The following is a 22,723-nucleotide window of genomic DNA, read 5'->3' on the forward strand; positions in this document are numbered from 1 at the left end:
GGAGCGAAAGCGGTCAAAAATCGACCGAGCCCTCCGAGAGGAGGGCGAGCGAGCCGAAGGCTCGTTCTTGGGGGTGAGAGCCAACGACATGTGCGTTGGCTCGAGGGGGTCTGGAACAGACCCCAAAGATCAACATACGACAGAGCTCAGCGGAGCGAAAGCGGTCAAAAATCGACCGAGCCCTCCGAGAGGAGGGCGAGCGAGCCGAAGGCTCGTTCTTGGGGGTGAGAGCCAACGACATGTGCGTTGGCTCGAGGGGGTCTGGAACAGACCCCCTGAAGGAAGGAGCCCCCTCCCCGCCTCGCAAGCGAGACGGAGAGGGGGCCGAGGGAGGGAGGAGGGAAATGAAGGCTCTCGGGTGACTCACCTCGCTCTGTGAAGCAGACTTGGCCGAACAGCTGGACAGTGCGAACCGCAGCGCTTCACCGCGAGAGCCGTATTTTATAGCGATGCGAGGCCGGTGCCGGCGATGGTCAGTTGACCAGCGCAGGTCCCCGTCTCTCCGATGACCCAGACCGACCAGGTGCCCGACTTGGCGGCCGTGGTGTCGGCCTCCAGGCGCAGGGTCAAGCCATCCTCGGCGTCCATCGCCGAGATCGTCAGGCCGCTCTCGGGATCGATCTCGATCTCCTCGACGGCACCGACCGGCTCCGACAGCGCGACGGCGATCGCGACATCTTCACCCTTGGTCTCGACGGCTCCCGGCTCGAAGGAAGCCTTGCAAGTGGCTTCATCAGTCTTCGGCGTTTCGCCGTCTTCGGCGGTCACGGCCGGTACCACCAGCACGGTGGCGAGGGCGAGGCCGCAGGTCATCAACATCGAAAGAGTCCTATTCCGCATGGTGTACCTCCTTGGCAGTCGGTTCATGCTCGTCCACCGGCCGTTTCGTTCGAAGCGTTGGGCGGACACTCCCTCAAATAGCAATGGCCGTGCCACCCATCCGGGAATCCTCGAGAAGGCCCATAGCCAAAGGGAAAAGCATCGATCCGCCCTGGCGACGACACCACCTCCGGCGGGCCTTCGGTGGCGGGGAAAGATTCCCCGATTCCCGGTTCGCCGCCGGCCAGGGACCGGCCGAGGGTGGCGCCGCGGCGGAAATAGGGCCATTACAATGGGCGCCTATTCGGCGAAGGCCGGTTCGGGATCCACGAGAGGACGGCTGATCGATGGCTCGAGACGACGGAACCAAAGTGTTGGTGGTGGACGACGACGCGGCGATGCGCGAAGTGCTCGAGATGCGCCTCGGCGAGTGGGGCTTCGACGTCTCCCTGGCCGAGGACGGCGACGAAGCCCGCCGCCTGGCGGAGCGCCTCGACCCGGCGGTGGTGATCTCCGATGTCGTGCTGCCGGACCTCACCGGCATCGAGCTGCTCGAGTCTCTGAAGGCCGGCAACCGCCACCGGCCGGTGATCCTGATCACCGCCTACGGCACCGTCGACGTCGCCGTCGAAGCGATGAAGCTCGGCGCCCGCGACTTCCTCACCAAGCCCCTGGACTACCGCAAGCTGCGCTCGACTCTGGCGGCGGCGGAGTCCGACGTCGCCGGCCGGCGCAGCGTCGACAACGTCGCCCGCCGCCTCGAGGGAGCGACCGGCCTGGGCGCCATGATCGGCGTCAGCAAGGCGATGAAAGATCTCTTCGAGCTCATCAAGGTGCTCGCCGCCAGCGACGCGTCGGCGATCATCACCGGCGAGAGCGGCACCGGCAAGGAGCTGGTGGCCCGCACCTTGCACGATCTCAGTCCTCGCCGGCAAGGGCCGTTCGTGGCCCTCAACAGTGCCGCCATCCCGGAGGGGCTCACCGAAAGCGAGCTCTTCGGCCACGAAAAGGGCGCCTTCACCGGCGCCATCGCGGCGCGGCCCGGCTGTTTCGAGATGGCCCATCAGGGAACCCTGTTCCTCGACGAGATCGCCGAGATGCCGATCAACCTCCAGCCCAAGCTCCTGCGAGTCCTCGAGGACGGTCGAGTGCGCCGGCTGGCGGCGAGCCGCGAGTTCGCCTTCGACGTCCGCCTGCTCGCCGCCACCAACCGCGAGCCGGAGCAGGCGGTGCGCGACGGCCTGCTGCGCCAGGACCTCTACTACCGCCTCAACGTCTTCACCCTTTGCCCGCCACCGCTGCGCCAGCGGCGGGAAGACATTCCCCTGCTCGCCCACAGCTTCGTGCAGCGCCTCAACGCCAAGTACCGCATCGACGTCGGTGGCTTCGACGAAACCGCCGGCGAGCTGCTCGACGGCTATAGCTGGCCGGGCAACGTCCGCGAGCTGCGCAACGTCGTCGAGCGAGCCGTCATCCTGGCCCGCGAAGGCCTGATCGAGCCCCACCACCTGCCGCCCCACATCCAAGATCCCTCCGCCGACCGCGGCGAGGAGATCGTGCTGCCGCGGGAGGTGACCTTCGCCGAAGCGGAGGAGATCCTGATCACCGAGACCCTCAAGCGCTGCGGCAACAACAAGGCCGAGACGGCGCGCCGGCTGGGGGTCGACGTCAAGACCATTCGCAACAAGCTGCGCGCCTTCGGGGAACGTCGCCCATGAGGGTGGCGAGCAAGGTCGCCACCGGCTCCGGGCTGGTGGTGCTGCTGCTCGGTGCCGCCCTGGTTTACCAGGTGTCCTTCGCGCGCCAGGTCGCCGGCGCCACCGACCGGGTGTCTTCGGACTACTTCCGGGTCGCCATCGTGTCGGTCGAGGGCTCGCGGCTGCTCGAGCAAATCGAGGAGTTCCTCAGGAAGCTGCCGGTGGTCAAAGACCCGCGCTATGCGGAGAAGATCAAGGCCACCGCCGAAAGCTTCGAGAGCGATCTCGCCGGCCTCGGCGACCTGGTGCTGCCGTCGACGGAAGTGAAGGAAGAGGTCGAGCGCTTCCGTCGCCTGTGGGCGGAGTTTCCCCTCGCCGGCGAGCTCGGCCAGCCGGAAGGCCTCTTGAGCCTCGAGCCGGAAGCGCAGGCGGAAGCCGTCAAGCCGCTCCTCGAGGAGCTCGACGAGATCAAGAACAAGGCCATCGCGGTGCGCGATGCGACCCAATATGCCATCAACGAAGAGTCGCGCGCCTTCCTGCTGGAGAGCGTGCGGGCGGAGCGTCTGTCGTGGACCGTCCTGGGCATCGCCTTCGCCCTCTCGATTCTGGTTCTGCTGCTCACGGTGCGCTCCATCAACGAGCCCCTGAAGCGCCTCACGGAGGGCACCCGGGCGGTGCGCGGCGGCAAACTCTCGGTGCGCCTGACGCCGGGCGAAGACGACGAGTTCTCGGTGCTGGCGGCGGACTTCAACCGCATGGTGGAAACCCTCAGCGAGCTCGACCAGCTCAAGAAGGAGTTCCTGTCGCGGGTCTCCCACGAGCTCAAGACACCCCTGGTGGCGATGCAGGAGACCAATCAACTACTCCTCGACGGCCTGCCCGGTCCCCTCTCCGAGCGCCAGCGGCGCCTGGTCGAGCTCAACCTGCAGAGCGGCCGCCGCCTGTCCGGCATGATCGTCAAGCTGCTCGATCTCTCGACCCTCGAGACCGGCGCCGTGCAGTACGACCTCAAGCCGCGCGACCTCACCGACCTGCTGCGCCTCGCCATCGACCAGTTCGACGCCCAGGCCCGCGAGCGCGAAATCGAGCTCCGGCTGCAGGTCGCAGAGCCGACGCTGGTCGCCCGCTGCGATGGCGATCGCCTCTACCAGGTGTTCGAGAACCTGCTCGAAAATGCCCTCAAGTTCTCCGCCCGCGGCAGCCGCGTCGAGGTCCACGCCGACCTCGTCGCCGAGGCCCCGACCGGACTACCCGCAGGCTGGACCCGCAGCCACGGCTGGCCCTCCGACGACACCATGATCCTGGTGCGGGTGATCGACCAGGGGCCAGGGGTCGGCGATCACCAGAAAGAGAAGATCTTCGAAAAGTTCCACCAGGCCAACCGGCGCTCCGGCTCGGGAACCGGCGTTGGTCTCGGCCTCGCCATCTGCCGCGAGGTGGTGGAAGCCCACCGCGGAGCGATCTGGGTCGCCGACGGCACCGACGGCGGCAGCGTCTTCCACGTCCTCCTCCACCCGGTGCGCGAAGAGGCTTCCGTCACGACTTTGCGCCCGGCCGCCGGAGGGCGGTTCGCATGAGGCCCGGAATCCTGGCCACGGCCCTCCTCCTGCTGTCGGCCGCCTGCAGTCTGCCGCCAACTCCGGACCAGCTCTTCGACGACGGCCGCCTCGGCGCCGCCGCGGCCGCCTACGAGGCCATCTTGGTAGACACGACGGACGGCATCGCCCGCGAGCGCGCCGCCTTCCGGCTGGCCCTGATCTACGAGCTCCCCGCCGGGCCCCGCTACGCTCCCGAGAAAAGCCTCGCCCTCCTCGAAGAGCTCGCCGCCGTCTCCGACTCGCCCTACGGCCGGCAGGCGCGTCAGCTCCTCGCCGGGCGCAAGCGCATCGAGCGCCTGCGTCGCAGCCTGTTCGAGCGCCGCGACCGCATCCACCGCCTCCACGCCGAGATCCAGGATCTCCTGGTAGAGCTCGCCGAGCACGAGGCCAGGCTGAGCGAAGAGCTCGAGAAAAACCAGCGCCTCGACGACACCGTCGAACAGCTCGAAGGCCGTCTCAGCAGCCTGCGCGGGCGCCTCGATGAACACCGCCGAGAAGCCGACCGCCTGAGCATCGAGCTCGAGAAGCTCAAGGAAATCGATCTCTTGAGCCCGCCTTGAGGCAGGCTGGCTGTTTCATGGAGGGCTGGTCTGACCTGCCCCACCCCTCACAGCCAACTCTCGACAGACGTTGAAGAGTTGGAGTGATTGCTGACCGGAGCTAGAATCAATCTCGCTAGAAATCGAAGCTCGTGCAAGAAAGTCGTTCCCCAGCAACGGGTTGCTGCAGTACAAGGGGAACCTCGATCGAGCTTGCGAGAAACCACCATGAGCACACCTCTGATCTCCAGCCCTCTTTTTTCCCTCGCGGGAGCATTGCTCAACGCCCTCGGAGCGATCGGCGCTGCCTTGATGCATGCCCGTGCCGTCCGGCGAGGCTCCGAAGACCCTCACTTCCCAAAGGGCCCAGGCGAGCTCCTCGGCATGGGCAAGGACCGCCCACCCGGCACACGGGGGTTCACCGCTAGCTGGAAGACCTGCGCCCTGGCCTTCGAAGTGATCGCCATCTTCTTTGGAGCTCAGTTCATCATGCGCACCCTCTGAGGAGATTTTCCACAGAACGCCGGGCTCGGGCCGATGCACCGCTCCGCGGGCCGGGCTCGGCGGACCAGGCTCGGCCGCCTCAGTCCCTCGGCCGCGAGGCGAGCTGGGCGATCTGGCCGGCGTGGTAGACGTGGTGCTGAATCAGGCCGCGGAGCATCTCGTGGACCGACCAGGGCAATCCCGGAACGGTGGCCGCTTGCTCCTCCGGTGAGAGCGACGAGATTCTCGTCAGCAGCCGGAGGTGGCCCTCCTCGAGACGTCGGCGGTACCGTTGCCAGATCTCCTCTGACGCTTCTCCGGCCTCCGGCCAGTTGACCTCCGGAGCCATCTCGAGGTGGCGTGGGCTGTCCAAGCGCGCCAGCACCAGCCGCTGCCAGGCATCGAGGTGGAGCACCAGGTCGACGATGCGGTGCCGACCCATCGCCGGCGAGCACCAGGCGGTGTCGGCGTCGAGGCTGGCGAGCAGCGTTTCGAGGGACGGCCCGTACCAGGGCTCGCCCGCCATCACTTCCTGCAGACCGTCCGTGATCTCGCGCCGCTGGTCCATTTCTCCTCCGCTCTTTTCCAACCCTTCGGCCGCCACCAGCGTACAGGAGAGCAACGAATCCGAAAGGAGGCGATCATGAAGTGGAAGACCCTGGGGGCCGCCGCCCTCGCCCTGAGTCTCGTCACCGGCACCGCCTGGGCCGGCGATTTCGCCGAGGAGTACCCACGGGCACCCGCCCCGATGGGCCAGTTCGCACCCCTGGTCGGCGACTGGGACTGTACCCTCGAGCAGCTCCAGCAGGATGGCAGCTACGCGCCCAGAAAGGCCACCTGGAAGTTCTGGTACATCCTCGATGGCCATGCCTTGATGGACGAATGGCGTGCCACCCTGCCGGACGGCAGCCCGATGGCCGGAATCAACATCCGCCACTACAACCCCGAATCCAAGACCTTCGAGGCGCGCTGGCTGCCGACCAACGGTCTCGAGTGGAAGACCTACCCGTCTCGCTTCGAAGACGGTCAATTCATCATGACCGGCAAGAGCACCACGCCGAGCGGCCAGGAGGGCGACATGCGGGTGACCTTCTACGACATGAAGAAGGACACCTTCCGGTGGAAGATGGACTGGTCCACGGACGGCGGCAAGACCTGGACCCCGGAGGTGGTCAAGATCAGCGCCAAGCGTCGCTGAGGGCCCTGCTGCAGGGTCTCGAGCGGGCCCTCCCGGGGCCTGCGCCACGCTCCGACCGAGGGGCGCGATCGGAGGCGATTTCTGGACCGTTTCGTGAGAGTTGACGGTACCGCCCGTGATCGTTTCGTGAGAGTCGGCCGCTAGACTCGTGGTCGAAGGGAGTTTTTCGACCATGATGGACAAACGCATTCTCGTCATCGAAGACGAGCCCGAAATAGCCCGCCTCGCCGAGCTCCACCTGAAGGATCTCGGCTGCGAGGTCACCCTCGCCGCCGACGGCACGACCGGCTTGGCGGAAGCCCTCAAGGCCGAGCACGACCTGATGATCCTCGACCTGATGCTTCCCGGCGTCGACGGTCTCGAGATCTGCCGCCGGGTGCGCTCCGCCGGCGGCGCCTACACCCCCATCCTGATGCTCACCGCCCGCTCCGGCGAGGTCGATCGGGTGCTGGGCCTCGAGATGGGGGCCGACGACTACCTCACCAAGCCGTTCAGCATTCGCGAGCTGATCGCGCGGGTCAAGGCGATCTTTCGCCGCCTCGACGCCGTCGGCCAGCCGGCCATCGAAGAGGAAGACGACCGCTTGGCGATCGAAGACCTGGTGATCGAGCCGAGCAGCCGGCGGGTCACCATCGACAGCCGCGCCGTCCACCTGACGGCCCGCGAGTTCGACCTGCTACTGCACTTCGCCCGTCATCCGGGCCGGGTCTACACCCGCGGCGAGCTCCTCGACAAGGTTTGGGGATACGGCCACGACGGTTACGAGCACACCGTCAACTCGCACATCAATCGCCTGCGGTCGAAAATCGAAGAGGATCCGGCGCGTCCCCACTACGTGCAGACCGTCTGGGGCGTCGGCTACCGCTTCGTCGACCCGGCCGAGGGGGGCGCATGATCCGCACCCTCTACGGCAAGCTGGCCGCCGTCTTTCTGGTGCTCCTGGTGCTCGCCGGCACCGCCGGTGCGGCTGCCTCCGCCACCGCCGTGAGCCTCTATCTCAACGAGGTCTCGCAGCGCCTCAACCGCGACCTGGCGGCCCACCTGATCGCCGACTCGGAGCTGGTCGAAGACGGTCAGTTGCGCGAAGCGGGCCTGAAGCACATCTTCCACATGCTGATGGTGATCAACCCCCGCATCGAGGTCTACCTGCTCGATCCCCAGGGCGAGATCCTGGCCTTCGACGCCCCCCATGGGCAAGTGCTCAAGCCGCGCGTCGACCTGCGGCCGGTGCAGACCCTGATGACCGGCGACGAGCCGCTGCCGATCCTCGGCGACGATCCCCGCAGCATGGATCGCCGCAAGGTCTTCTCGGTCGCGCCGGTGCTCGACGACCAGGGCAGCCGGCTGGGCTTCCTCTACGTCGTCCTCGGCGGCCAGCGCTACGACTCGGTGGCCGACATGATGCGCGACAGCTACATCCTGCGCCTCGGTCTGTGGGGCGCCTTCGGTGCCCTGCTGGCGACCGTCGCCGCCGGCCTGCTGGTGTTCCGCCTCCTCACCCGGCGCCTGCGGCGCCTCGACTGCCGCATGCGGCGCTTCGCCGATCAGGAGCTCAAGACCAAGGCCGCCTTCACCGAGAGCGGCGGCGACGAGGTCGACCGCCTCGACAGCACCTTCCACCAGATGGCGGAGCTGATCGCGCGCCAGATGAAGGACCTCGAAACCGCCGACCGTACCCGTCGCGAGCTGGTGGTCGGCGTCTCCCATGATCTGCGCACCCCGCTGGCCTCGATGCGTGGCTATCTCGAGACGCTGCTCCTCAAGGAGGCGTCGCTGAGCGCCAGCGCGCGCCGCGAGTATCTGCAGATCGCCCTCGACCAGAGCGAGCGTCTGGCACGGCTGGTCGACGAGCTCTTCGAGCTGTCGCGGCTGGAAGCCGGCGAGACGCGCCTCGAGCGCGAACCCTTCTCGCTGCCGGAGCTGGTCCAGGACGTGGTGCAGAAGGTTCAGATCGAGGCCGCCAAGGGCCAGATCGAGATCACCTCCGAGCTGCCCTGGGACTTGCCCTTCGTCGACGGCGACCTGCGGCTGATCGAGCGAGTGCTCGAGAACCTGCTCCACAACGCCCTGCGCTACACCCCCGCCGGCGGCAAGATCCACGTCGCCCTCGATGAAGGCGAGGGGCGCATCGCGGTGCGCGTCGCCGACACCGGCCAGGGCATTCCGCAGGACGACCTGCCGAAGATCTTCGACCAGTTCTACCGCGGCAGCAACAACCGCACCGGCTCGCGCGACGGCACCGGCCTCGGCCTCGCCATCGCGAAGCGTATTCTCGACCTCCATGGCGGTCCGATCGGCGTCGAGAGCCAGACCGGCCGCGGGTCGACCTTCCGCTTCGAGCTCCCCGCCGCCAGCTAGCAGGCTGCTGAAAAAGCCGCGTGGCGGCTTATTCAGCGCCTGCTGTTGTCTCAGGGGGGCTAAAGGCGCCCCCCTCGGCCGCGCGCGCATGTCGCGCGCCCACACCCCCGTCCTCGGCGCCCGCAGGGCGCCGCCTCGCCCTTGAGGCTCGGGGTCTCGTGCTGGTCCCCGAGGAGTTTTTCAACGACCTGCTAGCAGACTGCTGAGAAATTCCGCTTCGCGCCCCCTTCCAGCGCTGCTAGCAATCTGTTTCGAGAGGGGCTTCGCGCCCCTGACTGCGCGTCCCGCTCCGGCCCAAGAAACGCGGTTCTTGGGCCTCTTCTCCCGTCGCGGCGACAGAGCTGCCGCCTCGTCTTGCCGCGGTATCTCTGGGCTCACGGTCCCCCCGAAAGAGTGCAGCGCACTCTTACAAGCCGTGCGACCTTTCTCCAACCTCGGACCGATGCGATGCCCATTTACGGGCACCGATTCTTGCTCCGATCCCGGTGCTGCTCTGAAAAGCGAGGGGCTCTCCCGCAACGACCCGGACCCGGCGAATCTGAAGGATCAGAGCATGGCCTTGCCGGCGCTGTTCGGGGCTTTTCATCGCGATATGAGCATTCGTGATCAAAGCGTGAGATTTGCGTGAAGGCCCCGTGAATGGGGGTCGTCAGAGTAGCTCTCGAAGGCGGGAGACGGGTTCTCGATCCGCCAACTTGAAGCAACCACAACACACACCCGATGGGGAGAGTCATGAAAGCCAATACCTGGACCCGTATCGCCGTCATCGCGGTCATCGCCGCCCTGTTCAGCCTGCCGGCCTTCGCGCAGAACAACACCGAGTTCCGCGTCACCATCACCAACCTCACCAAGGGCCAGATCTTCAGCCCGCCGCTGGTGGTGAGCCACAGCAGGGATGTCGCCGTCTTCCAGTCCGGCTCGCCGGCCCTGCCGGAGCTCGGCATCCTCGCCGAGGATGGTGACCCGGCGCCCCTGCGCGGCGTCCTCGACACGCTGCCGCAGGTCTTCGAGACCGCCGTCGCTGGCGGCCCGGTGCTCCCCGGCCAGACCGTCACGGTGCTGATCAACGCCCGTTTCCCCTATGACCGCATCAGCGCCGTCGGCATGCTGATTCAGACCAACGACGCTTTCTTCGGCCTCAACTCGGTGGAGATCCCGGAGCGTCGCATGCGCGGCGTCTACTCGGTCCCCGCCTATGATGCCGGCACCGAGGCCAACAACGAGCTGTGCGCCTTCATCCCGGGTCCGCCGTGCGGCTCCGGCGGCGTGCGCGACACCGCCGACGCCGAGGGCTACGTCTACATCAACAACGGCATCACCGGCATCGGCGACCTCGAGCCTTCGGAGTTCACCTGGCTCAACCCGTCGGCCCGCATCACCATCCGCCGCACCCGCTAGGGGCGGAAGCGAGTCTCACCGAACGGGCGGCTCCGAGACGGACGGTACCGCCCGTTTCCCTTCCCCTTCCCCCTCCCTCATGGAGGGGGACTTTTTTGTTTTGCAGAAACGGCTTCGTCCGGAGCCGACAGGCGCCCTAGCAGTCGCCGATAGCGCTCCTCGCCGCGCAGGCTGGCGAGGTCCGGATCCCGAGCCAGGTGGGCGGCGTCTCGGTAGCCCGCCGCGATCGCCCGCTCGAGGGCATCGAAGGCCGGACCGCGGCGCCCCTGGCGCGCCAGCGCACAGGCCAGGTTGTAGAGGGTGCGAACGTCCTGCGGTCTCACCTCCAGGGCCAAGGAGAGACTGGCCGCCGCGCCACCGAAGTTCTGGCGCGCAATGAAGTCCCGGTAATAGTAGAAAGAGGTTCGAACCCAGATCAGCTCCAGGGTTCGGCGGGCGGCGTCGGCCCGCTGTTGCCGGCGGCGATCTGCGGCGGCCTTCTGCAGCCGGTGGATCTGGCGCTCGCGTTGCGTGCGTTCGGCCGCCGTCGCCGGTCGCCCGAGATTGCCGAACAGGGACTCGACCTCGCGCCGGCGAGTTTCCTCCCAGGCGGCCACTCGCTGCATCTCGGCGAGCCCTTCCCGCACCTCCGGGTGCTTGGCGAGAGCGATCAGGCGCCGCTCGAGCGCGGTCTGATCGGCGCCTTCGGCATCCACCAGGCCAGCGAGGTCTTCGTGCAGGGAACGCAGGCGACGGAAGGCGGCAAGCCGATCGCCCTGCGCCTCGAGCCCTGCCACCTGCTCGAGGGCCTGCCGCCGGAGCTGCTCGACCAAGGCATCGTCCCGGGGACGCAGGCCGGACCGCATCGCCTGGACCTCGAACCAGCCGAAGGCTGCCTCGACGATCGCCGCCGGCGGCCAGTCGTGCCCGCCGGCGAAACGCTCGAAGCGGTGGGCCTTGCCGAGGGCCCGCAGGCGCTCGTCGAGACGCTCCATCTCCCAGTAGTTGAAGTCTTCGCTGCCGGCGGTGCCGAAGTGGACGAAGGAGAGATCGCTCTCCGGCGGCAGCTTGCGGGGAAAGGCACCGCTCGCCCCGAGAACTCCGGCGACCTGCCCCGGCAGCGCGTAGGCCACCGCCGTGGCGCCACGGGAGGTTCCCGAGAATCCCGCCACGTAGTAGCGACGAGGATCGATCGCAAAGCGCCGCGGCAGATCGTCGAGCAGCGCATCGACGGCGGCTTCGATCGGCTCCCAACCGTCATCGCTGCGCGAGCCGTTGGAGCTCGCCACGATGTAGCCGAAGCGCTCTGCTCCGGCGCGGAAGCGCTCCGCCGTCGAGGCTCCCCGGCCGCGCGCGTCGAGCACCACCATCACCGGCCACGGACGATCCGCCACATAGCCGGTGGGTAGGTAGACGGCATAGGTTTGCTCGGCATCGCTGGCGCAGACCAGACCATCGACCAGCTCACCGGCCACGGCTCGACCTTCGTCGGCGCTTGCCGAGACCTGCAGCAGAAGGCCCATCGCGACGGCCGACAGCAGAGCCCTTCTCCCGTGCCTCATGGTGAAGGGTACGCAGCTCCTGCGGTCGAGTTCTCCACCTCCCGGCGACGCAGATCGGCCCGTCCGCCGCTGGCCTCGGCGAGGGCGTCCGAGGCCAGATACCGCTGGGCCTTCGGCTCCTCCTTGAGGTAGGCGTCCCAGAAGGCCACCGTCGCCGAGACGATCCACTCGAAGAGACGACGCTCGTCGTCGACGTCGCGCTGCCGGCGCTGCGCCGCGGAGTCCTGCGTCAGGCGGCCGGTGAAGGAGGCGTGGGCGGCACCGTCGATCATCAAACCGAGCTTGTCCTCTGGGGGACCGAAGCGATAGGGGTCAAGCTTGTCCTCTCCGCTCTGGCCGGTGAAGCCGCCGTCCTCACTGCCGCTGACCGCCAGCATCGGTCGCCGACAGTCGTCCCAGGAGGAATCCGCCAGCCCCTGCTGCCCGCGGCCCTGGGGGGACAGTAGAACGAAGGCTCGCGGCCGCGGGTCGGCGACGGAGCCGTCGAGGGCGAAGGACCGAGCTCCCGCCATCAACTGGCTGGTGAAGGCACCGAAGGAGTGGCCGCCGACCCCGATCCGTTCGCGATCGAGGCGCCCGGCGAGGGCCGGGATCTGGGCCTCGACCCGATCCAGGTGATCCAAGATGTCCTGCAGATCGGCGACCCGCCGACGCCAGGTCTCCGGGTCCTGCAACATCTGCCGCATCCTCTGTCGCAGCTCCCCGCCCCGGCTGCCGCCGCGCCGCGATCGAGGACGGCTCTGGCCCGCTCCCAAGGCGCCGCTTCGGGATCCCGCCCGGGGACTGGCAACCGCCCCACCGCGGCCACCCCGGCGACGCGGTCCAGGCTCGGTGGCACCCTCGGCGCCCGGGCTTCCTTCCAAGGCGGCTCGCCGCAGTTGGTCGCGATCGTCATGATCCGGTTCGATGACCACGTAGCCGGCCGCGGCCCAAGCCGTCACGATCGGCTTCTCGTTCTCCTTCGAGCCGCCGGCGCCGTGGGAGAAGAGGATCACCGGCAGCTTGCCGGTCGCCGCCTTCGACGGATAGGTCACGCGCACCGGGATCTGCACCATCGGCTCGTCGACCAGCAGGAGCTCGTCCGACCTCGTCACTGCCTCGCGATCCCCCACCTCGGCGTACCCCTGCGCTACCAGCGGCAGAGAGATCGCCCCCAGCACCAGCAATCCTCGCAGCACCATCGGGACTCCTTTCCACCGGCTTCACCCACCGGCGCCTCTGGAACTCCCGACCGGGCGCGATCTTGCGGACCGCTGACTTGCGCCGGGCCCCTGCGGTCAATCGCCGGGCGGCGAGTCGCCCACTAGCTCGATCTGCCGTAGCCCGCGCAGCGCGCTCAACAAGCGCAGCCGGGGCGCCGCCGCTAGCTCTTGCGTCGTGATCACTCCCTCGAACAGCTCGCCGCGCGCCAGCAACTCGGCCCGCAGGGTGCCGCCGAGCAGGCCGCAGGTCACCGGCGGCGTGATCCAGCGACCATCCCGCTCGAGCGCCACATTGGCCCGGCAAGACTCGGTGAGCTCGCGGCGTTCGTTCCACAACAAGACGTCGTCGCAGCCCTCAGGGACTGCCGCCAGGGCTTCGTCATAGACCCGCCGGCGGGTCGTCTTGTGGAACAGAAAGGGGTCCTGGGAATCCACCGGTCGCTGCGCCAAGACGACCTTCTCCGGTGCTGCAGAGGGCATGGCCTCGACCTCCAGCCGAACCTTGCCGCGACGGCTCAAGCGCAGGCGCAGGCGACGCGGTCCAGAGGCCTCGAAGGCGGTCAGCAGCGAGCGGATCAGCGGCAGATCACAGGCGAAGTCGAAGTACTCGGCCGAGCGCGCCAGCCGTTCGAGGTGCCGCTCGAGCAGATAGCAGCCGTCGGTGGCAGTCCAGCGCATCGTCTCGAAGAGCTCGAAGGTCGGCTCCGGATAGCGCAGGGCGCGGCTCAGCACCTTGGCCTTGACCTTGGTCTCGCGGTACTCCGCCGCAGCCCGTGAATCCCACACGATGCCGCCGCCGACGCCGAACACCACTTCACTTCGGGCCGGCTGGACCACCGCCGTCCGGATCGCCACCGAGAAGCGCGCCCGACGATCCGGCGCGATGAAGCCGACGGCCCCGGTGTAGACGCCCCGCGGCTCGTCCTCGAGGCGAGCGATGATCTGGCTGGTACGGGCCTTCGGAGCGCCGGTGATGGAGGCACACGGGAAGAGCGCTCGAAACAGCTCGACCACGCCCACCGAGCTGCGCGCCTGCACCGTCGAGGTCATCTGCAACACCGTCGGGTAGCGCTCGACGTCGAACAGTCGCGACACGGCGACGCTGCCGGGCTCGGCGATGCGGCCGAGATCGTTGCGCATCATGTCGACGATCATGACGTTCTCGGCCCGCTCCTTCGGCGAGTCGGCCAAGGAGCCACGACGCTCGAGATCCTCGTCGAGGGTGCGACCACGGGGCGCCGTGCCCTTCATCGGCCGAGTGGTGATGCGGTCCCCGTCACGCTCGAAGAAGAGCTCCGGGGAGGCCGAGCAGACCTGGAACCCGGGTCCTTCGAGGTAGCCGCCGTAGCGACAGCGCTGGGCCCGAATCAAGGCGTTGAAAAGGCCCCGCGAATCGCCTTCGAAGGCGGCCCGAAGACGATAGGTGTAGTTGACCTGGTAGGTCTCGCCGCGCCCGATGGCGCGCTTGAGGATCCCGATCTTGCGTCCGAAGGCGACCCGATCGACGGATTCCTCCCAGGGGCCGACCTGGCATGCCGCAGCGGCCTGGAACGGCTCCTCGGAGAAACGCCGTTCGACCTTGGCGAAGAGCCCGAACCAAAGCACCGGATGGCGCATCCCGGAGGGATCGTGGGCCGCCAGGGCAGAGTCGAAGGCCGGAGCCGCCTCGTAGGCCACGAAGCCGGCCGCCCACAACCCTTCTGCCTCGACTCGCCGCGCCACGGCCTCGAGGGTCGGAACGACGTCGACCACACGGTGGGCGGCGAGCACATCGACCGGCTCGACGAAAGTCAACCAGCGATTCTCGGCTCCGTCCTGGAGCAGGGCAAACGGCTTCGAGGGAGAGTCCAAGACCTGTGGAAAACCTCCGCAAAAAGCGCCCTATGGCTTGTGGAAAGATGACCGAAATGCTGTGGAATCGAAGCCCTGGGAGCAGCTTCTTCCAAAGCTACCACGAGCGACGAGACGCGCCCGCAGGATTCCGATACGATTCCACCGCTGACGCAAACCACCCCCGACCAACCGCCGAGTGAGCCCGACGTGCCGACCCTCGCCGACATCCGTGCCGCCCACGACCGCATTGCACCGGAGCTGCCGGCCACCCCCTGCCGCGAAGCCCTCGGCTACGCGCCGGCGATTCCGGGACGCATCTTCCTCAAGCTCGAAAACCTACACCGCACCGGCTCCTTCAAGGAACGGGGCGCCCTCAATCGGCTGCTCACCATGAGCCCCGAGGACCGCGCGCGCGGCGTGATCACCGCCAGCGCCGGCAACCACGCCCAGGCCCTCGCCCTACACGCCCAGCGCCTCGGCATCGACACCCTGGTCGTGATGCCCGAGGCCACCCCCCTGATCAAGGTCAGCAACACCCGTCAGTACGGCGCCCGGGTGGTACTCCACGGCGCCACCTTCGACGACGCCGTCGACGAAGCGCTGCGGCGGCGCGAGGCGGAAGGCCGCATCCTGGTGCCGGCCTTCAACGACGAAGCGGTGATCGCCGGCCAGGGCACCCTCGGCCTGGAGCTCGACCAGCAGCTCGAGCGCATCGACCGGGTGGTGGTGCCAATCGGCGGTGGCGGCCTGATCTCGGGCATCGCACTGGCGATCAAGGCGCTGCGTCCGAAGGTCAAAGTGATCGGCGTCGAGGCCACCGCCGCGCCCTCGGCCCTGACTTCCCGACGCGCCGGTGAGATCGTCACCGTCACCAGCACCGAGACCATCGCCGACGGCATCGCCGTCAAACGGATCGGCGATCTCACCTTCCCGCTCATCGAAGATCTGGTCGACGACATCGTCACCGTCGACGAACCGCAGATCGCCTCCGCCGTGATGCAGCTGCTGGAGCGCCAGAAGACCCTCACCGAGGGGGCCGGCGCCGCCGGCATGGCGGCCCTGCTGGCCGGCAAGATCGCCACCCGACCGAGTGACCACACGGTGGTGGTGTTGTGCGGTGGCAACATCGACATCAACATCTTGGCGCGCATCATCGACCGTGGCCTGGTCGCCGACGGACGCCTGGTGCGCCTCAAGGTGACCGGCATCGATCGCCCGGGCCTGCTAGCGGAAGTCACCGCCAGCGTCGCCGAGCACGGCGCCAACGTCCTCGAGATCGCCCACTCGCGGGAGTTCGCCGACATCTCCGTCGGCCATGTCGAGGTGCTGCTGACCCTCGAGACCCGCGGCCGCGAGCACATCGCAGAGCTCATCGACTCGCTGTCCCACGATGGCGACCGTGCCGTCGCCCTGAGCTGAAGGCGTTCCGATGGTGCCGAATCCCAGAACCCTGCCGATCCCCACCAACCCGACTGCGGCCTGCGCCGCCAGGAGCCTCGCGCGATGACCGCCGATGCCAAACCTCTCGTCGCCGTGATCATGGGCAGCACCTCCGACTGGGAGACCATGCGCCACGCCGTCGAAACCCTCGATCGCTTTTCCGTGCCGGCCGTGCACCAGGTGGTCTCGGCCCACCGCACGCCGCAGAAGATGGCGGCCTTCGCGGCTGCCGCCGAGGAGCGTGGTCTGGAAGTGATCATCGCCGGTGCCGGCGGCGCCGCCCACCTGCCCGGCATGGTCGCCGCCCAGACGGCGGTGCCGGTACTCGGCGTGCCGGTACAGAGCAAGGCCCTGAGCGGCATGGACTCGCTGCTCTCCATCGCCCAGATGCCGGCCGGCATTCCGGTGGGCAGCCTCGCCATCGGCAAGGCCGGCGCGATCAACGCCGCCCTGCTGGCGGTCGCCATCCTCTCCAACTCCCGTCCGCCGTTGCGCCAGGCCCTGCGCGACTTCCGGGCCGCGCAAACGGCGACGGTGCTGGCAGCGGAGCTGCCGTGAATCCGATCCTGCCCGGCGCGACCGTCGGCGTCCTCGGCAGCGGTCAGCTCGGTCGCATGTTGGCCCTGTCGGCCCGGGCCATGGGGTATCGCATCCACACCCTGTCGCCGCAGAGTGACACGCCCACCGGTCAGGTCGCCGACCGCGAAGTGGTCGCCGCCTACGACGACCTCGAGGCGGTTCGCGAGTTCGCCCGGCGGGTGGACGTGGTGACCTTCGAGTTCGAGAACGTCGCCGCCGACGCCACCGCCGTCGCCGCCGAGGAAGGGCCCGTGAGGCCGGCCGGCGAGATCCTCCACATCACCCAGAATCGACGCCGCGAGAAGGCCTTCCTGGCGCGCCACGGATTTCCTCTACCGCCCTACCGGGAGGTCACCTCGGCCGCCGAGCTGGACACCGCCCTGGCAGAGATCGGCACGCCGGCGGTGCTCAAGACGGCCGGTTTCGGTTACGACGGCAAGGGTCAGGTCAAGCTCGCCGCCGGTGACGATCCGGAGGCCGCCTGGCGGGGTCTCGCCACCGACGAGGCGGTTCTCGAAGCCTTCGTCGACTTCGTCGGCGAGCTCTCGGTGGTGGTGGCCCGGGCAGTCGATGGCTCGATAGTGGACTACGGCCCAGTGGCCAACGACCACGTCCGGCACATCCTGGATCTCTCGCTGGCCCCCGCACCGGTGCCGCCGCCGGTCGCCAGTGAAGCTCGCGCCATCGCCCACGGCGTCGCTGAGCAGCTCGACCTGGTGGGAGTGCTGTGTGTCGAGCTGTTTCGCACCAGCGACGATCGGCTGCTGGTCAACGAGCTGGCACCGCGGCCTCACAACTCCGGCCACTGGACCATCGAAGGCTGCACCACCAGCCAGTTCGAGCAACAGCTCCGCGCCGCCTGTGGCCTCGCCCTCGGTGAAGTCCACATCCCGCGCCCGGTGGCGATGGTCAACCTCCTCGGCGACCTGTGGCAGCACGGCGAGCCGAACTGGGACGTCCTGCTCGCCGAGCCCGGCGTCAAGCTCCAACTCTACGGCAAGGCCGAGGCCCGGGTCGGCCGCAAGATGGGGCACCTGACGGTGGTCGACGACGAGGCGGCGCGGGCCAAGGAGCGCGCCATCGCCGCCCGGGAGCTTTTGCGACGCTCGCCCTGAGGCGCTGGTCCCAATGGCTACCGCCGGCGGCCAAGGGGGCTCTCTGGCGACTGGCCGACCGGCTCGGTGACCGCCGCACCAAGATTCGCCGCGGCCCGGCCCGAGGAGTCACCATCGTGGCACCGCTGCGCCGCTGGCGCGGTTATCGCCAGGGCCTCTACGAGGCACCACTCCTGGCCGCCGTGGCGGCAGACCTCGCGGCCGGCGATTGCGCCCTCGACATCGGCGCCGCCTACGGCTACTTCACCCTCGCGATGGCGGCGCGGGTCGGCGAAACCGGCCGGGTGGTGGCCTTCGAGCCGGCCCCCGAGACCGCCGCGGCCCTCACCCGCACCCTGCGGCTCAATCGCGTAAAGCACGTCGAGCAGGTACAGGCGGCCCTCACCGCCGGTAGCGGCGAGAACCGGTTGCTGGTGCCCGCCAATCCGACCATGGCCCGCCTGTCGCCCCGCGGCGGCGTCTCCGTCGCCACCCTCCGGCTCGACGATTGGATGGCGGGACCGTCGGCGCCGGAGCGCCTCGACCTGATCAAGATCGACGTCGAAGGCGCCGAGCTGGAGGTGCTCGAAGGCGGCTGCCGCAGTCTCGAGAAGCATCGTCCGACGGTGCTGTGCGAGCTCCACCGGGGACGCGGCCTGGAGGCTTCCCCGAGGAGCTGCGCGGAGCGCCTGCAAGAGCTCGGCTACCGCCTGCAGGCGATCCCGAACGACCAGCCCTTCGAGCAACGGCTCGCCAAGCTCGAAGCCCGGCCTCTCGGTGATCGCGTCTTGACCCTTCACCTGCGAGCCACCGCGCGATGAGCATTCGAGCCGCCGGGTTGGCAATCCCGCCGAAGAGGCCGTGAGATGGAGGCTCTCCTCCTCGGCCTCAGCTTCGGTTTCGCTTCCGGATTCAGCCCGGGGCCGCTGTTCACCCTGGTGATCACCAGTACCCTGGAGCGCGGCCTGGGGGCAGGCCTGAGGGTTTCCTTGGCCCCTCTGGTGACGGACGCTCCGATCATTCTGCTGTCGGTGCTTTTCCTGCGTTCCCTGCCGCCGTCGTTCCTCACCGTCATCACCATCGCCGGCGCCGGCGTGGTGTTCTATCTCGCCTTCGACACCCTGCGCACCGCCCGCCGGCGCAGCTCCATCGAGCAGGCGACGGCGGCCACCAAGGCACCGCGGGATCTCCTGCGGGCCGTGCTGGTCAACGGCCTGAGCCCTCATCCCTGGCTCTTCTGGGTCAGCATCGGCGGCCCGGCCCTGATCCAGGCGTGGCGCCGCTCGCCGGTCGACGGCAGCGCCTTCCTGCTCGGTTTCTTCCCCCTGCTGGTGGGCGCCAAGATGCTGCTCGCCTGGCTGGCGGCCCGTGGGCGCCCTTATCTCAAAGGTCCCCTCTACGGCCGCGTGCTCACCGCCTGCGGTCTGCTGCTCCTCGTCCTCGGCGTTCTGTTGCTGCGCCACGCGGTGCGCTGAGCGACCGCTCGAAGCCATCCCGATGTCACGTTTCTTTCTCCTCTCCCGTCTCCCGGCCAGCGGCGGAAGCCTTCGCCGCGACACCTGACGAAAAGGAGACGCGAGATGAAGATATTCATCGCCGGAGGAACCGGCGTGATCGGTCGAGCGTTGGTTCCCCGACTGCTCGCCCAAGGCCACCAGATCACCATCCTCAGCCGGCACCCGGAGCGGGCGGACGAGCTACGAGGGCGCGGCGTGGATGTCGTCAGTGGCGACGTCTACGATCGGCGTCGGCTCGAGGAAATCCTGCTGGCCAGCCGGCCGCAAGCCCTCGTCCACCAGCTCACCGCCCTGCCGGCGGCGATCGATCCGCGGCGCATCGAGGATCAGCTCGCCGCCAACGATCGCATCCGTCGTGAGGGCACCGCCAACCTTTTGGCCGCTGCGGACCGGGCCGGCGTCGAGCGCATCGTGGCCCAGAGCATCGCCTTCGCCTATGCCCCGATCGGCGGTGCCGTCAAGAACGAAGAAGAACCCCTTTGGCACGCCGCCCCCTGGCCCTGGCGGCGCTCCGTCGAGGCGATCGCGGAGCTCGAAGCCCGGGTTCGAGAGGCCGACGGCACCGTGCTGCGCTACGGCTACTTCTACGGCCCCGGCACCGCCTACGATCGCAACGGTTCGATGGCCGAGATGGTGCGGCAGCGGAAGCTGCCGATCGCCGCCGGGGGTCACGGAGTCTTCTCCTTCGTGCATGTCGACGACGCCGCCGAGGCCACGGTCCGGGCGATCGCGAACGGTTCGCCGGAGGTCTTCAATATCGTCGACGACGAGCCTGCCCCCCTCCACCAGTGGCTGCCCGTCTACGCCGCCGCCCTGCAGGCTCCACCACCACGCCGCCTTCCGGCCTGGTTGACTCGCCTCTTCGCGGGCCGCTTCGGTCTCTACACCATGACCGAGCAGCGCGGTGCGGCCAATGGACGGGCTCGACGCAGGCTGTCATGGGAGCCACAATTCAAGACCTGGCGGGTGGGATTCGAGCAGGCCTTGAGGCCCGATCCCAGCCCCCCTCGCAGCGTCACCTCCGAGGCCTCGGGGCGATGACCTCGAGCTCGGGCAACAACGGCGGCGAGATCTCAGACGAGCTGGCCGCCCTCTTCGGCCACCATCGCCCGTACCTTTTCGCCGTCGCCTATCGCTTTCTGGGCATCGCCGAGGACGCCGAAGATGTCCTGCAAGAGGCCTGGCTGCGCTTGGCCTCGGCCCGCCCCGACGACCTCGAAGAGCCGCGCGCCTACCTCGTCACCATCGTCAGCCGCCTCTGCCTCGATCTGCTGCGCTCGGCGCGGCGGCGGCGGGAAGAGTACGTCGGTGTCTGGCTGCCGGAACCGGTTCCGAGCCCACAAGCCCTTCCGGAAGGCGAAGTCCTGGCTCGCGAGTCAGCCTCCTTCGCCTTCCTGCTCCTGCTCGAAAGGCTGAGCCCACGGCAGCGGGTCGTGCTGGTTCTCCATGACGTCTTCGATTTCCGCCATCGCGAAATCGCCACCATCATCGGAAGCAGCCTCGACGCCAGCCGCCAGATCCTACGCCGGGCACGGCGCGCCCTGGTCTTGCCGCGGCCGCCCGTACCGACCGCCTCCCCCGAGCTCATCGACCGCTTCTACACCGCCACCCGCGAGGGCGATCTCGAAGCGCTCCTCGCCACCCTGGCACCGGACGTCGTCTTGCTCAGTGACGGCGGAGGGCGCGTGTCGGCCCTGCCACAGCCACTGGCGGGCCGCTGGCGGGTCGGACGCTTCCTGATCGGAGTCAGTATCAAGACCGCCTGGGGCCCGGTCCAGCTCCAGGAGCTCAATGCCCAGCCGGCGCTGCTGATCTATCAGCAAGGAAAGCTGACCAACGCCATGCTCCTCGAGGCCGGTGCGGACGGCGTCCGCGCCCTCTACGTGGTGCGCAATCCGGACAAGCTGGCCGCCTTGGGGGCGAGATGGGAGATCGAGTTGGCGTAGTAGCGCAGCACCGGTAGCTCGGCCTCGACGGCGGAGTAGAGACCCTCCTCCTCGGCCACCAGGTGGCGCAGGATGAGCATGCGCAGCCCGAAATCGACGGCGTAGTCCTGGTCCTGGCGTGGAATGTAGACGTGGGCCCCGGAGCTCGCCAGGTGGTCCCGCAGAGCCAAGACTCGAGCCTTGAGCTCGAGGCTCGAGAGGGGTGAGCCGCCGGCCTCGTAGTTCTCGACCAGAACCGTTGCCACCAGCGGCACCGGCACCACCGGGATCACCTTGCCGACGGCCGCCATCAGCTCCTCGGCGAGCGCTCCCACCTGCACGAAACGCTCTTCCTTCGAGAGCTCGCGGAGATCGACCCCTGTACGAGCCAACCATTGCCGAACCGACACCGGAGTGCCGAAGTTGACGCAGGCATAGCCGAACCGGAACCAGCGGTTGGTGACGATCTGGCGAAAGTTGCGCCCGATGAAGCGCAGCGTCGTCCAGGCGGCCTCGCCGGCGCCGCGCCGTTCGGCCTCGGGGTCGAGGTCGCGCAGCAGGGTGCGGTCCTCGAGCACCCGGTCGTAGTTGAGGCCGACCGGCACGAAGACCACGTCCCGCTCGCCCTGCGGATCGAAGGAGCGCAGCATGTAGTCGAGCAGACCGAGCTTCGGTGGCAACAAGGCGCCGTCGCGGCTCAACCCACCCTCGGGATAGACCGCCTGGGTGACGCCGGATTTGGTCGCCATGTGGACATAGCGCTCGAGGACTCGCCGATAGAGGGCGTTGCGCGAGCGCCGGCGCACGAAGTAGGCCCCCATCGAGCGAATCAGCGTCTGCAGCGGCCAGATGCGGGCCCATTCACCGACGGCATAGGAAAGGGCGGTGCTCGCCGCCGCCAGATAGGCGACCAGGACGTAGTCCATGTTGCTGCGGTGGTTCATGATGAAGACCACCGTCGAGCGCGGATCGACCTGCGCCAGGGATTCTTCGTCCGTGTAGCCGACCCGCACCCGGTAGAGAAAGCGCGCCACCGAGCGGCCGATGCCGTAGCCGAATCGAAAGTAGAGGTAGGCGTTGAAGGCCGGAACGATCTCGCGGGCATAGCGCCGCACCCGGTCCATCGCGGCGGCCCGCGGGATGTCCTCCTCGCGGGCCAGGGTCTCCACCGTCTCCATCACCTGGGGATCGAAGCGCAGGCGATCGATCAGCACCTGCCGCTTGGTGAGCTTGAAGGGCTGGACCTGAATTCGCAGGCGGGTGTTGAGCTCGTCCAGCACCCGATTGACCCGCCGCCGGATGACATAGCGCACGCTCGGCATCAGCAGCCGGTCGAGCAGCGCCAGCGCCGCCGCAACCACCAGCAGAACGACCAGCCAGAGAGGAAGCGATATTTCCTGGGTCATGGAGATGAAGGCATCTTACTGCACCGCCCGGCCCACCAGCGCAGCCCGTCTCACGGCTTCGCCGCCGGACCGGGGGCGCCCAGCTCTCTCGGGCCC

At 68.3% G+C, this 22,723-nt stretch carries 21 protein-coding genes; 15 read left to right on the forward strand and 6 right to left on the reverse strand.

The window, feature by feature from the left end; all coding sequences use genetic code 11:
- Positions 1–441: 441 nt before the first annotated feature.
- Complete coding sequence (locus AAF604_14010; protein MEM7050777.1) at positions 442–840, reverse strand: hypothetical protein; 399 nt, start codon at positions 838–840, stop codon at positions 442–444.
- Between the two features lie 326 nt (positions 841–1,166).
- Between AAF604_14010 and AAF604_14015 the strand changes: the two genes are divergently transcribed.
- The 4 genes from AAF604_14015 (at position 1,167) to AAF604_14030 (ending at position 5,157) form a co-directional block, all read left to right on the forward strand.
- Positions 1,167–2,537, forward strand: a complete 1,371-nt coding sequence (locus AAF604_14015) for a sigma-54 dependent transcriptional regulator (protein ID MEM7050778.1) — start codon at positions 1,167–1,169, stop codon at positions 2,535–2,537.
- On the forward strand, positions 2,534–4,093 hold the full coding sequence (locus AAF604_14020) for an ATP-binding protein (GenBank protein ID MEM7050779.1): 1,560 nt from the start codon (positions 2,534–2,536) through the stop codon (positions 4,091–4,093). Before AAF604_14015 ends, AAF604_14020 begins: the two co-directional genes overlap by 4 nt.
- Positions 4,090–4,674: a hypothetical protein gene (locus AAF604_14025; protein MEM7050780.1), complete on the forward strand. Its 585-nt coding sequence runs from the start codon at positions 4,090–4,092 to the stop codon at positions 4,672–4,674. Before AAF604_14020 ends, AAF604_14025 begins: the two co-directional genes overlap by 4 nt.
- 207 nt (positions 4,675–4,881) lie before the next feature.
- The gene (locus tag AAF604_14030) at positions 4,882–5,157 is read left to right on the forward strand and encodes a hypothetical protein (GenBank protein MEM7050781.1); all 276 of its coding nucleotides are present in this window, start codon (positions 4,882–4,884) and stop codon (positions 5,155–5,157) included.
- A gap of 79 nt (positions 5,158–5,236) precedes the next feature.
- Here AAF604_14030 and AAF604_14035 read toward each other — a convergent pair whose 3' ends face one another.
- The gene (locus tag AAF604_14035) at positions 5,237–5,704 is read right to left on the reverse strand and encodes a DinB family protein (GenBank protein ID MEM7050782.1); all 468 of its coding nucleotides are present in this window, start codon (positions 5,702–5,704) and stop codon (positions 5,237–5,239) included.
- Between the two features lie 75 nt (positions 5,705–5,779).
- On the opposite strand from AAF604_14035, the gene AAF604_14040 reads away from it, so the two are divergent.
- The 4 genes from AAF604_14040 (at position 5,780) to AAF604_14055 (ending at position 10,090) form a co-directional block, all read left to right on the forward strand.
- A complete protein-coding gene (locus AAF604_14040; GenBank protein MEM7050783.1) occupies positions 5,780–6,334 on the forward strand; it encodes a DUF1579 family protein in 555 nt (184 codons plus the stop codon).
- A gap of 175 nt (positions 6,335–6,509) precedes the next feature.
- The gene (locus AAF604_14045; protein ID MEM7050784.1) at positions 6,510–7,229 is read left to right on the forward strand and encodes a response regulator transcription factor; all 720 of its coding nucleotides are present in this window, start codon (positions 6,510–6,512) and stop codon (positions 7,227–7,229) included.
- Complete coding sequence (locus tag AAF604_14050; protein MEM7050785.1) at positions 7,226–8,692, forward strand: ATP-binding protein; 1,467 nt, start codon at positions 7,226–7,228, stop codon at positions 8,690–8,692. Before AAF604_14045 ends, AAF604_14050 begins: the two co-directional genes overlap by 4 nt.
- Positions 8,693–9,424: 732 nt before the next feature.
- Positions 9,425–10,090, forward strand: coding sequence for a spondin domain-containing protein (locus AAF604_14055; GenBank protein ID MEM7050786.1), 666 nt, complete (start codon positions 9,425–9,427; stop codon positions 10,088–10,090).
- Positions 10,091–10,167: 77 nt separating this feature from the next.
- Here AAF604_14055 and AAF604_14060 read toward each other — a convergent pair whose 3' ends face one another.
- The 3 genes from AAF604_14060 to pabB all read right to left on the reverse strand — a co-directional run bounded on the left by AAF604_14060 (position 10,168) and on the right by pabB (position 14,684).
- Positions 10,168–11,592 carry a hypothetical protein gene (locus AAF604_14060; GenBank protein ID MEM7050787.1) on the reverse strand — a complete coding sequence of 475 codons (1,425 nt, stop codon included), beginning with the start codon at positions 11,590–11,592 and terminating at the stop codon, positions 10,168–10,170.
- 35 nt (positions 11,593–11,627) lie between these two features.
- The gene (locus AAF604_14065) at positions 11,628–12,812 is read right to left on the reverse strand and encodes a hypothetical protein (GenBank protein ID MEM7050788.1); all 1,185 of its coding nucleotides are present in this window, start codon (positions 12,810–12,812) and stop codon (positions 11,628–11,630) included.
- A 96-nt stretch (positions 12,813–12,908) separates the two neighbouring features.
- Positions 12,909–14,684: an aminodeoxychorismate synthase component I gene (pabB, locus tag AAF604_14070; protein MEM7050789.1), complete on the reverse strand. Its 1,776-nt coding sequence runs from the start codon at positions 14,682–14,684 to the stop codon at positions 12,909–12,911.
- Positions 14,685–14,873: 189 nt separating this feature from the next.
- On the opposite strand from pabB, the gene ilvA reads away from it, so the two are divergent.
- The 7 genes from ilvA to sigJ all read left to right on the forward strand — a co-directional run bounded on the left by ilvA (position 14,874) and on the right by sigJ (position 21,242).
- Positions 14,874–16,085, forward strand: a complete 1,212-nt coding sequence (gene ilvA / locus AAF604_14075; protein ID MEM7050790.1) for a threonine ammonia-lyase — start codon at positions 14,874–14,876, stop codon at positions 16,083–16,085.
- An 84-nt stretch (positions 16,086–16,169) separates the two neighbouring features.
- Complete coding sequence (purE, locus tag AAF604_14080) at positions 16,170–16,664, forward strand: 5-(carboxyamino)imidazole ribonucleotide mutase (protein ID MEM7050791.1); 495 nt, start codon at positions 16,170–16,172, stop codon at positions 16,662–16,664.
- Complete coding sequence (locus AAF604_14085; protein MEM7050792.1) at positions 16,661–17,800, forward strand: 5-(carboxyamino)imidazole ribonucleotide synthase; 1,140 nt, start codon at positions 16,661–16,663, stop codon at positions 17,798–17,800. Before purE ends, AAF604_14085 begins: the two co-directional genes overlap by 4 nt.
- 116 nt (positions 17,801–17,916) lie before the next feature.
- The gene (locus AAF604_14090; protein MEM7050793.1) at positions 17,917–18,600 is read left to right on the forward strand and encodes an FkbM family methyltransferase; all 684 of its coding nucleotides are present in this window, start codon (positions 17,917–17,919) and stop codon (positions 18,598–18,600) included.
- A 45-nt stretch (positions 18,601–18,645) separates the two neighbouring features.
- Positions 18,646–19,254, forward strand: coding sequence for a LysE family transporter (locus AAF604_14095; protein ID MEM7050794.1), 609 nt, complete (start codon positions 18,646–18,648; stop codon positions 19,252–19,254).
- Positions 19,255–19,359: 105 nt separating this feature from the next.
- On the forward strand, positions 19,360–20,337 hold the full coding sequence (locus AAF604_14100) for an NAD(P)-dependent oxidoreductase (GenBank protein ID MEM7050795.1): 978 nt from the start codon (positions 19,360–19,362) through the stop codon (positions 20,335–20,337).
- Positions 20,334–21,242, forward strand: coding sequence for an RNA polymerase sigma factor SigJ (gene sigJ, locus AAF604_14105; protein MEM7050796.1), 909 nt, complete (start codon positions 20,334–20,336; stop codon positions 21,240–21,242). The genes AAF604_14100 and sigJ overlap by 4 nt, the downstream gene beginning before the upstream one ends.
- Here the strand turns inward: sigJ and AAF604_14110 are convergent.
- Positions 21,176–22,627, reverse strand: coding sequence for a 1-acyl-sn-glycerol-3-phosphate acyltransferase (locus AAF604_14110; GenBank protein ID MEM7050797.1), 1,452 nt, complete (start codon positions 22,625–22,627; stop codon positions 21,176–21,178). The two genes, sigJ and AAF604_14110, sit on opposite strands and share 67 nt — an antisense overlap.
- Positions 22,628–22,723: the final 96 nt, after the last annotated feature.

This window comes from Acidobacteriota bacterium (assembly GCA_039028635.1).
Taxonomy (GTDB): domain Bacteria; phylum Acidobacteriota; class Thermoanaerobaculia; order Multivoradales; family JBCCEF01; genus JBCCEF01.